This window comes from Pseudoalteromonas sp. M8 (assembly GCF_018141365.1).
In the GTDB taxonomy this organism is placed as follows: domain Bacteria; phylum Pseudomonadota; class Gammaproteobacteria; order Enterobacterales; family Alteromonadaceae; genus Pseudoalteromonas.
Map to the genome: position 1 here is coordinate 1,199,161 of NZ_CP047239.1, position 16,261 is coordinate 1,215,421.

12 protein-coding genes are annotated in these 16,261 nt (G+C 43.4%); 8 read left to right on the top strand and 4 right to left on the bottom strand.

The window, feature by feature from the left end; genetic code table 11:
• Positions 1-10: 10 nt before the first annotated feature.
• The 3 genes from GSF13_RS04880 to GSF13_RS04890 all read right to left on the bottom strand — a co-directional run bounded on the left by GSF13_RS04880 (position 11) and on the right by GSF13_RS04890 (position 5,195).
• A complete protein-coding gene (locus GSF13_RS04880) occupies positions 11-3,670 on the bottom strand; it encodes an AAA family ATPase (RefSeq protein ID WP_211865412.1) in 3,660 nt (1,219 codons plus the stop codon).
• Positions 3,671-3,674: 4 nt separating this feature from the next.
• Positions 3,675-4,874 carry an exonuclease subunit SbcD gene (gene sbcD / locus GSF13_RS04885; RefSeq protein WP_010605594.1) on the bottom strand — a complete coding sequence of 400 codons (1,200 nt, stop codon included), beginning with the start codon at positions 4,872-4,874 and terminating at the stop codon, positions 3,675-3,677.
• Positions 4,875-4,955: 81 nt separating this feature from the next.
• Entirely contained in the window at positions 4,956-5,195 is a 240-nt protein-coding gene (locus GSF13_RS04890; RefSeq protein WP_010376069.1) for a hypothetical protein, read from the bottom strand.
• Positions 5,196-5,654: 459 nt separating this feature from the next.
• On the opposite strand from GSF13_RS04890, the gene GSF13_RS04895 reads away from it, so the two are divergent.
• From GSF13_RS04895 to GSF13_RS04920, 6 genes are all read left to right on the top strand, one after another.
• Complete coding sequence (locus tag GSF13_RS04895; protein WP_211865414.1) at positions 5,655-8,078, top strand: M1 family metallopeptidase; 2,424 nt, start codon at positions 5,655-5,657, stop codon at positions 8,076-8,078.
• Positions 8,078-8,566 carry a DUF6702 family protein gene (locus tag GSF13_RS04900; RefSeq protein ID WP_010605592.1) on the top strand — a complete coding sequence of 163 codons (489 nt, stop codon included), beginning with the start codon at positions 8,078-8,080 and terminating at the stop codon, positions 8,564-8,566. The genes GSF13_RS04895 and GSF13_RS04900 overlap by 1 nt, the downstream gene beginning before the upstream one ends.
• Before the next feature lie 111 nt (positions 8,567-8,677).
• On the top strand, positions 8,678-9,565 hold the full coding sequence (locus tag GSF13_RS04905) for a hypothetical protein (RefSeq protein ID WP_010605591.1): 888 nt from the start codon (positions 8,678-8,680) through the stop codon (positions 9,563-9,565).
• A gap of 278 nt (positions 9,566-9,843) precedes the next feature.
• On the top strand, positions 9,844-10,437 hold the full coding sequence (locus GSF13_RS04910) for a 1-acyl-sn-glycerol-3-phosphate acyltransferase (RefSeq protein WP_211865416.1): 594 nt from the start codon (positions 9,844-9,846) through the stop codon (positions 10,435-10,437).
• Positions 10,438-10,771: 334 nt separating this feature from the next.
• Positions 10,772-11,473 (top strand): hypothetical protein, encoded by a 702-nt coding sequence (locus tag GSF13_RS04915; protein WP_102058179.1) that lies wholly within the window; start codon positions 10,772-10,774, stop codon positions 11,471-11,473.
• A gap of 16 nt (positions 11,474-11,489) precedes the next feature.
• On the top strand, positions 11,490-12,230 hold the full coding sequence (locus GSF13_RS04920) for a reprolysin-like metallopeptidase (RefSeq protein WP_010605588.1): 741 nt from the start codon (positions 11,490-11,492) through the stop codon (positions 12,228-12,230).
• A 101-nt stretch (positions 12,231-12,331) separates the two neighbouring features.
• Here GSF13_RS04920 and GSF13_RS04925 read toward each other — a convergent pair whose 3' ends face one another.
• Positions 12,332-12,952 (bottom strand): arylesterase, encoded by a 621-nt coding sequence (locus GSF13_RS04925; RefSeq protein WP_174169120.1) that lies wholly within the window; start codon positions 12,950-12,952, stop codon positions 12,332-12,334.
• Between GSF13_RS04925 and GSF13_RS04930 the strand changes: the two genes are divergently transcribed.
• Together GSF13_RS04930 and GSF13_RS04935 are read left to right on the top strand one after the other, a co-directional pair.
• On the top strand, positions 12,951-13,664 hold the full coding sequence (locus tag GSF13_RS04930) for an ABC transporter ATP-binding protein (protein ID WP_010376092.1): 714 nt from the start codon (positions 12,951-12,953) through the stop codon (positions 13,662-13,664). The genes GSF13_RS04925 and GSF13_RS04930 overlap by 2 nt on opposite strands.
• Complete coding sequence (locus GSF13_RS04935; protein ID WP_211865418.1) at positions 13,654-16,155, top strand: FtsX-like permease family protein; 2,502 nt, start codon at positions 13,654-13,656, stop codon at positions 16,153-16,155. Before GSF13_RS04930 ends, GSF13_RS04935 begins: the two co-directional genes overlap by 11 nt.
• Positions 16,156-16,261 lie beyond the last annotated feature (106 nt).

Genomic DNA, 16,261 nt, shown 5'->3' on the forward strand with positions numbered 1-16,261 from the left:
CCAAATTTCCTTATGTTTGTGGTACTAAATTTAAAGATGAGTAGCCTCCCGGCTGTTTATTCACATGGATACGGGTAGCGATCCGCTCGCTCATCTGAGCAACATGCGAGATCACTCCAACCTTGCGGCCTTGTGATTGCAACGCGTCTAGTGCATCAATCGCGACACCTAGCGTCTCGGGGTCTAACGTACCAAACCCTTCATCAATGAATAATGAATGTATTTGCACTTTATTTGATGAAAGTGCAGCAAGTCCAAGTGCTAAAGATAAAGATACCAAGAAGGACTCCCCTCCAGATAAGGTGTTGACACTACGTTGTTCGTCAGCCATATCTTTATCTATGACCGCAATTTCTAAAGATTGCTCAATGTTGGTAAGCAGATAACGTCTAGAAAGCGTATGCAATTGCTGGTTAGCATACTGCAATAAGATTTTTAGCGTTTGCGTTTGCGCCCAATTACGCAACTTTTTGCCTGTTGCGTCGCCTAATAACTTATCTAGCAAATGCCACTGCTCGTAGTCTTGTTGCAACTGAGCGAGATTTGCGGCTTGCAAAGAGAATTGTTGTTTATTCTGAGCATCAACCTCTAATGCACTTTGCACTTGTAGTAACTGATTTTGAGTTTGTTCAAGTGCTTGCGTCGTCTCGGCATGACTTTGCTTAACTTGTTCACTATCAACCCCATCAGGGTACTTACTTTCAAGTTGGCTGAGTTCTTCACGCTGATGACTAAGCTGCAGCTTAGTGTTTTGAAAGGCTTGCTGAACTTGCGCACACTTTTCTAAATTCGCTCGAGCTTCATCCAAAGAAACCTCAAGTAACGCTAATACTTTTACTTTGTCTAGCTGCCCTTGCTGGTCGAGCAACCATTGTTCAAAACGCGCATCAAGTTGCTGCAACCGGGATGTTTGCTCGGCAATTTGCTTTTCTAGTTGCGTCAGACTGTGTTGGGTCTTTTCACGCTGTGCTTCGGTTTGGCTCAGCGCTAGCTGGGTTTGTGTGATCTGCTCTCGGCTTTGCTGTTCTTGCAGCTTAAGCTCTGCAATCCAATCATCCAATCTGGTGTGCTGCTGTGGTAAGTATTCAGCACGTTCGCGATTGAGGCGTTCAATATTCTGCTGATGTTGTAAAAGCGTATGTTCTAATTCTTCAAGTCGCTGCGCTTCATCTTGTTTTTGTTGACTGACAAGATGTAATTGATGCTCAAGCTGAACTTTTTCCGCCGTTAACGCATCAGTGCGCTCGGTGGTTTTTAGCCAAGTTTGCACCCCCGTTTTAAGTTGCCTAATGGCAGCTTGAGGAGATGAATCAAAGTCTTGCCACCACGACTTATCGGAAATTAACGCTTCAAGCCGATTGCGTAAGGCAGCCACTGTTTGTGATAGCTGATCATATTCGGTTCGCAAAAAGGCAATATGATTACCTAAATCATGGTGCTGCTGCTGAAGTGCCTGCCCTTTATGTTTAGCCTGCTCGAGGTGTTGTTGTGCCTGCTGAACCAATTGCCACTGGCGGTCGATATTATTGCGTAACTTGGATAGTTCATTTAGCCGTGACTGAATACTCACGAGTTGCAATTCAGCTTGCTCAGCGCTGCCAACTTTATACTCATCACTCAACGCATCTAGTCGAGCGCGATTCTCATTTATTTGCTTAGTGCAGTGAGCAATTTCCTGAGTGACTGACTGCCATAGCGCATTTTCACGCTCTTTTTCACCGACTTGTTGATTATAACGCTGCAACACTTGCTCACGAGCTTGCTCAGCAGCTTGATACTGAGACCGAAAATCCGATAGTAACTGCTCCCAATGGGCATCGATGTGCTCTACACCATAAGGATGTTCTTTTGAGCCACATACCATGCATTCTTGCCCTGCTCGCAATTGAGCGCGTAAATCGCTGATCCGCTCACTTGCGCGTAACTGCACTTGCTCCAAGTTATCACGAGTTAGGGCTAGGCGCTGCTTAGACAACTCATCTTGCTGCTTGGTATCTCGGATCAGTATCTCAAGCCTTTCCAAGCCAATATGATGTTGAGTTTGTTGCGATCGTAGCTGATGCAGCAAGGCATCTCCTTCTTCGATACTACGATAAGCCTGCACGCATAGAGACCAATTCTGCAATGCCAGATTTAGGTCTTGTTGAGTCAAAGGTGCGAGTGCTTCTTTTAATGCGGAGAGCGCGCTGGCTTCGGTGTCGTAAACCTTTTGTAGGTGCTGTGCCTCAGCCTCATGTTTGCTCAATTGTGTACCTAGCGCTTGCTGTTCGTTCGGTAATTTTTGCAACTGGACTTCATAATCATTACGTTGTTGTTGGTACTTTTGCAGATCATCGAATTGAGGTTGAACCACGTTCCATTGCCCGGCAATATTGCTAACTGAGTGCAAATTCGCTTGCTCATGCTCTAACTGCTGTAATTCAGTATCGATTTCGCCTTGTTGCACTTGATACTTCTGTATTGCAGCCTCATGTTGCGCAATAAGATTGGCGTGTTTATCTAGATAGGGCTTAGTTTCTCGTTCTTGCGCTTTATGTAGGCTCAGCTTTTCATCCAATATACGAATGCTGTTAAAGCTTGGTTCTAACTTTACAAAATTGGCTTGCTGCGTAATAAGCTGCTGTTCCAGTTGCTGCTGTTTTGCTTTGAGCGTTGTAATGGCGGATGCAAAATCTTGTTGCTGCAGTGCTAGCCGCTCTTGAGATAGCTGCGCAAAGCGTTTATCCGCCAGCTCATGCTGCTCACGGTTATCACGCATCTCATTGGCTTTTAAGACTTGCTGCGCATATTCCTGCTGTGGCTTTCCCTCTTCTATTTGCTGCTCAAGCGTTTGTAGCGAGTGTTCCACCTCAGCTATTTTTTGCTTTCTTAGCTCGACATCCGCGAGCCATTGCAGCTGAGCTTGCAGCTTTGTACTTGTTTCTTGTTGTCGATTTCTTGTATCAAGCAATCCCAACTTCTGTGCTTCAAGTTCGGCATGCTGCTCTGGTGACAAGAGCACAATTTGACCTAGCCTATCTTGCTGAGATTGCAGCTCAGTTTTCTTTTGCTTGTGCGCTTCAAAAACCGCTTTACCGATATTGCTGAACTTTTCGGTACCCGTAAGACATTCTAGTAACTGAGCCCGTTCATCTCCCCCTGCCTTCAAAAACGCGGAGAATTCATGCTGAGCAAGCAACACAGCTCGAGTAAACTGTTCAAAGTTAAGCCCGACTAGCTGTTCGATTCGTTGTTCTGTTTCTTTTTTCTTCTCACAGACTAGGGTCATATCTGGTAGGCTAAACAACTCAATAGTGGCAGTTTTTAAATTACCTTTAGGGCTTTTTCTAGCGCGCTCTACCGACCAACTAGCTTGATAACGTTTGCTATCTTGAGCAATAAAAACCACGCTAGCAGATGCCGCAACACAGCCCCGACGCAATAGGTTTCGCGGGTCGTTTAACTTAATGTTATCGCCATTAAAGGCAACTTTCTCTTTGTCGTCCGATTTTAACCGTGCGGTTTTGCCATAAAATGCAAGGCAAACCGCATCCAGTAAAGTGCTTTTTCCCGCCCCTGTATCACCGGTAATGGCATAAAGACCGGTGTCTTTGAGTGGTGCCGCAGTAAAGTCGACTTCAGCACTTTCTATAGAGGCAAGGTTGGTGATTAATATTTTTTCAAGTTTCATTGCACTACTCCTCCATGCTCGCGATCACTTCTGCTAATTTTTCATGCAATGTCGCGGGTGCTTTTTCCTGCTCAGGTTCAATTTCGCGATAGGCAATATCCAACAAGGTATTGGGTGATAACGATTCAACTTTGCCCAAATCTTCAAACAACCACTCACTGGCAGCTGCGCCTTTAGACACCCGCTCAATACCACAAAACTTAATATCCTTTCCTTTTAGCGCTTCATCAATCTCGGCCCGAAAGCGGCTATTGGTTTCAGCTGCAGATAATTTTAAGCGAACATAGGGAGCGCTATCGAACTTGCTAAAATCCTGCGCCGCGATAGCTTCGCATAATTCAGCCAAGCGCTTTGCACCATCTTCAGGGATATATAACACATCTTTAAAACGGGGAACGTAAAGGGGGTTTACATCGACCAGACCTTGCTCATTAAATTCAGCGAGCAATACTTGATGCTTATAATTGCGTTCGGAAAATGACATTGGCAAAGGTGTGCCGCAGTATCTGATAGCACTTTGCTTAGCGACGGTTTGCGCTTTATGTAAATGGCCTAGTGCAACATAGTCAAACTGCTCGCCAAACACGCCGGCAGACACCGCATCAAAGCCGCCAATGTTGAGGTTACGCTCAGAATCTTCAGAAATCGTTCCACCCTTGGCGTGCAGATGCCCCATTAGCACAATAGGACCTTTCACTTCTTCTATCGTGCTTAGCGCATGCTGATAAGCTAATTGCACCCCGGTTTGATAGTCAAACTCGTCATCTAGCGGTTTTGGTAAATCAGCACTGCGCAAAAATGGCATTGCCACAACATGCATATGCTGCGCTGCGATGGGTAAATCGATAACAACTTGTTCAGGCGCTTGCTTGTTAAAGCGTCCAATAACATGGGTGTTGAATAAGGTTAAGAGTGGTTTTGCGGTTTCAATGCGATTAGCGGAATCGTGGTTGCCTGCAATCAGAATAATGTGCAGCTGAGGACACAGTTGAGATGCTTTTTGGATAAAGGTATACAGTTGCTTTTCAGCACTCGCGGGCGGTGTTGCGGTATGAAAAATATCACCGCTGATCAACAGTACATCAATTTGCTGTTCAACCAGCGCATCGCATAGCCAGTCTAAAAACAGCTGATGCTCTTCACTGCGATCATGCTCGTAAAACGATTGCCCTAAGTGCCAGTCAGACGTGTGTAAAACCTTCATTTAGCGTTCCTTTTCCTATAGAAACGCTAATATAGCATCGTCGAGCAATATTCGTCTTGTGAATATTGACGCTTTAACAGCTTAGTGAGTCAACTGCCACCAAGCAAAAATGATTATAGGTAATGCCAGTAAAAAGAATTTAGCAGGTAACTTGAAAACACGACTATGCTTATCTTGCACGCGTTTAATCGCCGATTTCTCGTTACAGGCAGCTACTTTATCAACATAAAAATAGCCGTCATCTAAATAATCTTTACAGTTTTGTTCGTCTGCAGGAATTGCAACAAACTTCTCTTGTTTTTTTAGTATGTAGAAATCCATACTGCCCACCACATTTGATTCGCTAAACGGGTATTTAGTACAGAGCAAAACTAACGCCAGTTTTACCCATAGATTGTAAAGTGCGCGATTTTAAAGACAAACTTGGGTCAATATCAACAACTAATTTTGTTTTCTTTATTTATTTATAAAATGTAGACAATAACCCAGCAAAATACCTTTTTGGCATACAAATTAATTTTTTTGAGCATTGTGTTTTTTCTATCGAAAACAACAGATTAAAAAACACTCAAAACAGCGTAATTTCAGTCGTGCCTAAATCTTGTTACTTTATCTCAAAACTTTGATTTATGTGTTTTTATTTGTCAGTTTATTGACACGTAGAAGGTTTTATTTGTCTTCCTTTGTCACCATGCAAATCCCCTCTACTCACTCCGAGCAAAAACTGAAATAAAAATGTTTATTGGTCAATGCTTTGGCACGATAAAATGGGAAATAACAATGAAAAAATCAACACCAGCCATGCCTTTATTGGTTGCACTAGCGCTATCCGGTGTCGCACACGCCAGCGCCATTTCGCAAACCAAAGGGCATTTTGAAGATAAGTTTCGCCAATTAGATGAGACTTTACCGACCCCAAATATCTACCGCAGCGCAGCCGGTGAGCCCGGAGAGCGTTATTGGCAACAAAAGGTGGATTATGATATTGATGTAAACTTGGACGAGAAAGCCAAAAGGTTAACCGCTACGCAGACCATACATTACAAAAATAACTCTCCTCACACCCTCAAATATTTATGGCTACAATTAGACCAAAATATCTTCAAAAATGATTCAATTGCTGAACGCACTGCAACTTTTGGGAACGAATTACAGAGTAATCCGGTTACAAAACATGCAAAAATTTCACTAAATCAACTCAGACGCCAGCAGTTTATGGATGACACTGAGCTTGGTTTTATCATCAATAATGTCAAGGACGGTCGCGGTAAACCGCTCAAGGTCACGATTGTTGATACCATGATGCGTGTTGACCTAAACGAGCCGCTCAAATCAGGTAAAGATCTACAATTTAGTATGGACTTCGCCTTTAATATTGTTGAAGAAGATGCCGTTGGCGCACGTTCGGGTTATGAGCACTTTGAAAAAGACGGTAATGACATCTTTTTGCTCGCGCAATGGTTCCCTCGCCTAACGGCGTATACAGATTATGAAGCTTGGACCAACAAGGCGTTTCTTGGCAGTGGTGAATTCACGCTCGAGTTTGGTGACTACGACGTTGAAATCACGGTGCCGGCCGATCATATCGTTTCTGCAACCGGTGAGTTAGATAACCCAAAGCAAGTTCTGAGCAAAACCCAGCGTGACAGACTAGCGCAAGCAAAAACAGCAAAACGCCCGGTATTCGTCGTTACTGAAGAAGAAGCACTAGAGAACGAAAAAGCGGGTACAGACGACACCAAAACGTGGCGCTTTAAGGCCAAAAATGTGCGAGATTTTGCTTGGGCTTCATCACGTAAATTTATGTGGGATGCTAAAGGCTATCAGCAAGGTGGTGACGAGCAGCCTCTCGTGATGGCCATGTCATTTTTCCCCAAAGAGGGTGGTGACTTGTGGAAAAAGTACTCCACCGAAGCCGTTATTCATACCATGGAAGTCTATTCACGCTTCTCGTTTGATTACCCCTATCCAACCGCGCAATCAGTAAATGGTCCTGTCGGTGGGATGGAATATCCGATGATCACTTTCAATGGTCCTCGTACGAAATTGCAAGATGATGGCTCTCGCACCTATTCACTGGCCGAGAAACGTTTTTTAATCGGCGTTGTCATTCACGAAGTAGGGCACATCTACTTCCCTATGATAGTCAACTCAGACGAGCGCCAGTGGACATGGATGGATGAGGGCCTCAATAGCTTTTTAGATGGCGTTGCTGGCCGCGAATGGGATCCCACCATTCCTTGGGGCGTTGAGCCAAGAGATGTTGCTGCCTACATGAAATCTGAAGATCAGTCTCCAATCATGACGCAATCAGACAGCGTATTGCACTTAGGCCCAAATGCCTACACGAAACCTGCTGCAGCGCTTAATATTCTGCGCGAGGTGATTTTAGGCCGTGAGCTATTCGATTTTGCATTTAAAGAATATGCCCTACGCTGGAAATATAAACGCCCAACGCCAGCTGATTTCTTTAGAACGATGGAGGAAGCTTCTGGGGTCGATTTAGATTGGTTCTGGCGTGGCTGGTTTTACAGCACTGATCATGTCGATATCTCACTAGATAAAATCTATCAATTGCGGTTGGACACCAAAAACCCAGACATCGACTTTGGTCGCCTACGTGAGTTTGAAAAGAACAAACCAATGTCGTTATTCGTCAAACGCAATCAAGAACAAGGGCGCGCACTTTGGATTGATAAAAACCAAGACATAACAGACTTTTACGATAATAATGACCAGTTTACGGTAACCAATGAAGAACGAAATGAGTATCGTGAGTTTTTATCTGAGCTTAAACCTTGGGAAAAACGTACTCTTGAGCGCGCGGTAAAAGAAGACAAAAACTATTACGTATTTAAGTTTAGTAATGTCGGTGGACTCGTGATGCCAATCTTACTTGAGCTCACGTACCAAGATGGTAGCAAAGAAGAGCGGACTATCCCTGCCGAGATTTGGCGTCGCAATGCCCGTAACGTCAGCAAGCTAATTATTACAGATAAAGATAAACCGCTTGCGTCCGTGACCGTTGACCCGCGGTGGGAAACTGCTGACGTTGATATTGAGAATAACCATTACCCAAGACGCATTATAGAATCTCGCCTAGAGCTCTATAAAAAGAAAGAACGTGAAGGTAAAGTGTATCGCGATATCATGCAAGACGTTAAAGCCGAGCTAAAACCACTTGAAGAGAAAAAGGATAACTAATGAAAACCTGGCGCTTAGCCTGTTTATTTGTGCTGATTTCACCGCTTTGTCAAGCGCACCAATTAAAAGCAGCGGTCACCACGGTGTTATTTAACGAACGCAGTGGTAATATCGAAATCATGCACAGATTCTATCTCCATGATACTGAGCATGCGGTAGAGAGCCTATTTAGTCACAATGCCGATATATTTAACAATGTTGCTGATAGAGTGAGCTTTGCGAATTATGTCAGTAAGCGCGTTGAATTAAAAACAGGCGCAGGTAAAGTGCTGCCCTTAAATTTGGTTGGTGCGGAAATTGATGGCCAATTTTTTTGGGTATATCAAGAAACACCGCTGTTCTCACCAATAAATGAACTTAAAATGCGCCATAATGCACTCAGAGATGTGTGGTCAGAACAAGTCAATTTAGTAAACTTTGAAGGCAAAGGAAAAGTCAGGTCGTTGCACTTTGATGGTAATGATGATTGGCTAAGCGTCACGTTTTAGGTTATCTAACTCGCTAAAGTTAAAAGGCACTCCGGTGCCTTTTTTACTTTATCAACTCAAGTTCTGCGCTAAAGTTAAAGAATACTTTTTAATGCACGATGAGGAAAAGGAATGATAGCCTCAATAAAGCTGGTGTTGACCTGCATATTACTGACGTCATTTAGCGTCTGTGCAAACGATTTAGTGCGCTATAACATCTCTAAAGAATTTGCAGATCCAAAACAAGACTACTACATCGCGTTATTAAGGCTGGCTCTAAATAAGAGCCGCGATAAATATGGCGCTTACCAACTCAGTGAAAACTCTTTCGATCATACCCCTCAAGGACGCACCTTAGAAATTTTGGAGCAAGGGAAGCTTTTAGATGTTCACTGGAGTATGACATCCATCAAAAGAGAAAAGAGTTTAGCGACGGTATATGTGCCGCTACTAAAAGGAATGATGGGCGCGCGTTTATTTCTCATCCACAAAGATACCGAAGAAAGACTCTCTTTGCTTCACTCTCCCGCCCAATTAATGAGTTTCACGCTTGGTAGTGGTATCGACTGGCCCGATACTTCAATCTACGAAAAAAATGGCTTTGTTGTAGTCACTAGCATGGCTTCTTTGCTACCAAAGATGTTAGAAGAAAAACGCTTTGAGCTCTTCCCTCGCGCACTTCACGAACCATGGACAGAGTTACAAAGCATGGATAGCACAGTAGTAGAGTCTAGGTTCGCGTTTTGTTATCCCACTGCTATGTACTTTTTCGTCAATAAAAATAATAGTCGACTCAAGGAACGCCTTAGCTATGGCCTCAACAAAGCAATAGAAGACGGCTCATTTGATAGACTATTTTTCAATCATCCAATTACTCGTGAAGCCATTGCAAAAGCCAAATTTGAGGATAGGAAAGCTTTAAAACTTCAAAACCCAAACTTGAGTGGTCACACAAGGGATACCCTGTTTAACGCCAAATATACTTGGCAACCTATCCACCAGTGCATATCGCCCAACTAGGCCCAGTCCAGCGTGATAAGCTACTGACACTTGAATTATCGGCTTTGGTTAATTAATTTGGGATTGGTATGTGTAAGTAAGGGATATCTAGTTTTTTGTAGATTTATCAGCCTAATCAGTAATTCGTTTTATACGATAACATCGCATACCAGCGCTTAGTGCCTAAGCCCTGTTTATCTTTCAAGTTTGTTTTTGCAGCAACGGTCAACAGGCCCTAGAACTTTCAGCTAGAATGAATTCACCACCAGCAAATAACACAAATAAAGAAGGCCATTACCTTGATCAATATTCCACCCAATATCCCACGCTCAAACAGCCCGATTGGTAGAAAGCTTGGTAGCTTGATGCTTAAGATGATGGGATGGAAGATAGCTGGCACCTTCCCAAGTGAAGAAAAGTTTGTAGCAGCCGTCGCGCCGCATACGTCAAACTGGGACTTTTTTATTGGCATTGCTGTCAAGCTTGCACTTGATGTTGAAATTCGTTTTTTAGGCAAGCACACCATTTTTACCCCACCATTTGGCTGGTTATTACGCAAATGGGGTGGAATTCCGGTTAGGCGAGATACACCGCATGGTATGGTCACGCAGGTTCGCGATATTTTTAATGCCAGCGACAAATTGATTTTGGGCTTAGCTCCAGAAGGAACTCGTAAATACACTCTAGAATGGAAAAAAGGCTTCATCTACATTGCGCAATCCGTCGAAGTCCCCATTGTGCCTATGGCAATAGACTACCGCAGTAAAACTTTTGTTATTATGCCAGCGATCGACAATACAGCAGAGCTCACGCCAGATCAGTTACTTAATCAAGTCAAACTACAATTTTCAAAACAAATGGCAAAATACCCTGCACACGCATCAGGACTATGAATAAAAATATCGATGAAGATCAAAAAGATTAAATTGAAATACCATTATTTCAGACAAAAAATAATAAAACTATCAGCTATTTCAAAAAATAAAGCTAATCCAATCAAACACTTTGAAACAGCACACTTTGATTACATTAGCTTGACAATTACAAGCCATAACACACTTAACACGCTCACATTGTAAAGATTTGTTAATGACATTTATACATATATATCATGAAGATATTTAATTTTAACTATCAACAATGAAAACATTCAGTAAATTAAAAGTTGATAAGAAGGCTGCATCATGAATAGTATTTCACTACTTATTAACGTCATCGTGGTGAATTATGCGAGTGCTCATTGTTGCATTACTTATTGGTTTTATTGGAATTGCCTTTTGGAAAATGATGCCAGAAGCTCAACCTTCACAGGTAAATTTAATTCAAGCTTCACACAACTTAGAAACTGATAACCAGGCAACTCCAAAGCATGAGACGCTTGAATCGAGCCCTGAGCAGGTCACCCCTACAGCGACGCCAATACAAAAGGGCAATGACTTTTACGCTGTGAATAAGGTATCAAATAAAGCAAAAGCAGTGCTTTCAGCCGCAAAGGTTTTACCACAAGATTTAAGCAACGAAGCGTATATTGAGTTTGACTTACCTACACTAAGAGAATTAGAAGGCGGTGATAACTTTGAATTGTTAATTCCGCAAACACAAGAGTCATTTGTAGCAGAAGTGACAGGCATATCTTTAGCGGAAAACGGCGATAAAAGTGTTTTTGGTAAGGTAACCGGTGCTGATGGTCGTTTCCATACCACCGTTTTAACCGTAGGCAAAGACGCCGTATATGGTCAACTTACCGCCCCAAGTGGCAACTATGTATTTGAATCAAAAGATCAATTTGGCTGGATTGCTGCCAAGCGAGACTTATACCGCTCCCACAAAGAAGAAGAACTACATCCGCATGATAGCCATGACGAAACAGACCATAACTCAGTTTCTGTGAAGAAAGATATTTTTCAACCCAAAAGTAACGTTAACTAAAAAGAAAGGAAAAACAATGAAAACAACAGTAAAGGCAGCATCGCTGGCAACGGCACTCGCTCTATCTGCAAGCGCATCAGCAGTAACCGTCGATATCGGCATTCTTTATACCGATCAATCTGCGGCTGCTACGTCAAACATTAATACTAAAATCAATCAGCTGATTGCGTTTACAAACCAAGTTTACAGCCAAAATGGCATCGATCTGCAACTACGTCTTGCAGGTACACAAAACTTAGGTAACTACAACATCACACCAACGAGTGCTTGGTTAGATTCTGTGACTAACAGTAGCTATGTAGCTAACCTTCGTAATACTTGGCGTGCAGATATGGTTGCGGTACTTGGTACAGGTGAGCGCAATGGTAACTACATCACATGTGGTCTAGCTTGGGTAGGTCAAGGTAGTAATGGCAACCTATATTCAAGCATGAGCAACCGTATGTTCAGCATTACAGGTATCGATTGTGGTGCAACAACCTTTGTACATGAGCTTGGTCACAACCAAGGTCTAGCGCATTCACGCAAACAAGGTGACACCAGCGGTGGTGTATACGTTGATGGCATGGGCCACGGTGTACAAGACAACTTCGCTAGTATCATGGCTTATCCACATGTATTTGGTAATGCAACACAATACGACTACTTTGCAAACCCGAACTGGTCTCTTGGCGGCGTGCCTTATGGTGTAGTTGGTCAATCATATGCTTGGAAAACGGTAGATGCGACTAAAACGAGTATCGCAAACTTCAAGTAATCGCAATGTAGTTAATTAAGCACTACTGCAATAAGTTAAAGTTTCAAACTAAAACACACCCAAACCCGCGCTCTTAGCGGGTTTTTTTGTGCTTTGTATGCTTATTTTTCCAGCCATTGATTGATTTCTTGATACATAAAGTCGCGGATTAGAGGTTGCGCTTCTTTGTTGGGGTGTAAGTTATCGCTTTGCATTAATTCCGGTTTGGCCGCCACTTCTAGCATAAAGTAGGGCATTAGGTAGCTACCGGTTTGCTCTGTCACTTGTTGGTAGCTCTCGGTAAACATACTGGTATAGCGAGGACCTAAATTAGGGGGGATTTGGATTTCCATTACGGCAACGTTGGCGCCTGCTTGTTGGCTAGATTGCACCAGCAGTGTGAGATTTGCCTTTAACCTTTTTACAGGAAATCCGCGTAGGCCATCATTACCACCCAATTCGATTAATACATGAGTAGGCGCAATCGCTTTCAATTGCTGATTTATTTTTGCCACAGCATTACCTGTTGTTTGACCGCTAACGCTAACATTGATAATTTCGATCGGATTTTGTTCTATTTCGTATTTATTTTGTAACAATTTAACCCAACCATCATCTTGTTTCAGGCCATAAGCGGCGCTTAAGCTATCACCAACTATCATGAGTTTTTGCTTGGCATTTGCGCTTAACGGCGTCATTACAATAACAAGTATGAACAACAACTTTAGGAAATAGTACTTCATGTCAGTGCTTTCTCAGTTAAATATGATCCAAGTAAAAGGCCTTACTAAACAGGTCTCTACCGTTGAAGGTAATCTCACTATCCTTAGTGATATCGATTTCACTGTCAAGTCAGGTGAGTCCGTGGCTATCGTTGGCGCTTCAGGCTCAGGTAAGTCAACCTTACTTAGTTTGCTTGCCGGATTAGATATCGCATCCAAAGGAGAAGTTCATTTAGATGGCGAATCATTACAAAAAATGGATGAAGAAGCTCGAGCTCAACTGCGAGCAGAAAAAGTCGGCTTCGTATTTCAGTCATTTATGTTAGTGCAAAGCTTAACAGCACTTGAAAATGTGATGCTTCCTGCTGAATTAGCTGGGGACAAAGGTGCAAAAAATCAAGCGACAGAGTTATTAGAAAAAGTTGGCTTGTCTCATCGTCTAACGCACTATCCTTCACAACTTTCGGGTGGCGAACAGCAACGAGTGGCTATAGCCAGAGCCTTTGTTGGCAAACCCAAAATCCTATTCGCCGACGAACCATCGGCTAATTTAGACAGCAAGAACGGCCATCTTATCGAGCGTTTGCTGTTTGACCTAAACAAAGAGAATGGCACCACTTTGGTGCTTGTTACCCATGATGAGCAACTCGCTCAACAGTGTGATCGCATCATTCATATTGAAGCTGGAAAACTAGAAGTAATAAAACAAGGAGCGGCTGTCAATGTGGTTTAAGTTAGCACTTACTTTATTCTCTAGGGAATTTAGACGAGGCGAGCTCACCATCATCCTAGCTGCAATTGCGCTTGCAGTATTGACTGTGTTTAGCTTGTCTTCCATTACCGAGCGGATCCGTTTGAATCTAGAACAAAAATCCGCAGACTTTATCGCTGCTGACAGGCGGCTTTCGAGCAACCATGATTTCGACGACCGAGTACTGACCACAGCACGAGAGTTTGGCTTAAATACCGCCAAGCAAGTGTATTTTGACTCGATGTTATTTGCCAACGATGAGTTAATACTTGGCGCGCTAAAAGCGGTGACAGATACATATCCACTTAGAGGTAAACTTACTTTAAGAGATAGCCTTAATGGCGAGAATTACCAAGTTCAAGCCGCTCCGAAAAAGGGCAATGTATGGCTCAGCGAAGGCTTGTTTTATTCCCTTGGCCTTAAAATTGGCGATGTGGTAGAAATAGGGGCAGGGCAGTTTACAGTGAGTAAGGTGCTTATTAGCGAGCCTGATGCCCCTTTCTTCTCGCTGGCGGGGAACAAACGCGTCCTTATTAATCATGATGATATTGCGGTGACTAAAGCCATTCAACCCGGGAGCCGAGTATTCTACCGACTATTATTTTCGGGCTCAGAGCAGCAGCTGAGAGAGTACTACACTTGGCTCAAACCACAACTCAAAAGCAATCAATCTTGGCAGGGAATAAAAGACAGGCAATCACCTTTGGGTGAAAACTTAGCTCGCTCGGAGAGCTTTTTGCTCCTTGCTGGACTATTTGGGATCATGCTCGCTGCCGTAGCGATGGCGGTTTCTGCAAAGCGCTATTGTGAGCGCCAATATGATCCCGTCGCCATGATGAAAACGCTCGGAGGTAGTCGCAAAACCATCCGCCGTATTTATCTTTTACACCTTTCTTTAGTGACCTTTTTTTCCGTTGTAGTCGGTCTTGCTATCGGTTACGGGCTGCAAAGTGTTGGGGCCGCTTACCTGATTAACTTTATGGATACGGCCCTGCCTGAAGCAGGGTTTAGGCCTTGGCTGTTGAGCATTGCCGTGGGTGTGGTATGCGCAATGATGTTTTCATTAAAACCACTATTAGATTTATTTGACATCCCGCCGCTGCGCGTCCTAAGACGCAACCTTGGAGACACCATCGCGATTAGTCGAATTCATATGGCGCTTTCAGTATTAACAATTTTCGGGTTAATGTGGCTATTTAGTCGCGATATTAAGATCACCGCGATTTTATTCGGCGCAACCTTGCTACTCATGGCCGTGCTATACGTGATCTCACGACTATTATTTTCAGCGGGCAGAAAACTAGGGTTGAGTCCGGGCTCAAGTTGGTCTCTTGCCATTGCCACACTGCAAAAACGTGCCAATGCAAATGCGGTACAGCTTATTAGCTTTGCTCTGGCTATCAAATTAATGTTGTTTTTAGTGGTGCTGAAAAATGACATGATCTCAGATTGGCAGATGCAAGTGCCTGAAGACGCACCCAATGCGTTTTTTATCAATATCATGGAACAAGAAATTCAGCCAATGCAAAGCAAACTCGATGAAAGTGGCATCAAGCATGAACATTTTTATCCCGTCTTTTTGGGTCGTGTAAATGCGCTAAATGGCGAAGAGTTTGCACGCAGAGTCTCACTGCAAGAGGGTGAAGAAAAAGACGAAGATGCACGTGATGGGGTAGGGCGAGAGCTCAATCTTACTTGGTTAGATGAATTGCCAGCGGGTAATGAAGTAGTCGATGGCGAGTGGTTTGATGACTCTGATGCGCTTCAAGTTTCCGTCGCTCAAGGGCTTGCCGAGCGGGTAGGGATAAAAGTGGGGGACACGCTTAGCTTCCTAATCAATAGTCAAACAATTGAAGCCAAAGTGACGAGTTTACGTAGTGTCAATTGGGGCTCGCTGAAACCTAACTTTGTGATGATATTCAACGATAAAATCGCCGGCCAATTCCCTGTGACTTACTTTACTGCCGCCAAGCTTGAAATAGCAGACACTAAGGTTATTAGTCAGTTTTTGAAAGCGTATCCAACAATTAGTATGATCGACATTCAGAGCCAGCTCAAACAGGCACAATCGATGATTTCTCAAGTCTCACTGGCGATTAGCTTTGTACTTAGTATCGTGCTTATCAGCGGTTCTTTGGTGCTCATTTCTCAGGTTCAGGCAAGCCTTGCCGAACGTATGCAGGAAATCGTTATCTTGCGCACACTCGGTGCCAAAGGTCGTTTGATAAAACTCGCCACGCTTTATGAATTTTTATTACTTGGCGGATTAGCAGGACTGGTAGCTGCCGTGGTCAGTGACATTGCACTGTTGGTGATCCAAGTTCAAACATTCGATGTGGATGGCCGTTTGCACCCCTATATTTGGCTATTAGGGCCTGCAACTGGCGCAACATTCGTCGCTGTGATTGGTTACTTTATGGTGGCGAACACCATGAAACAAAACACGCAAGGGCTACTACGCAAACTCGCATAAAACTTCGAAAAGACTAAAAAGTGGCTCACCGTTACCATCAGTGAGCCACTCATCTCGCAAAAGCAAAACTCCATCGTCTTGATCTTTACAAACTTCAATTACGTAC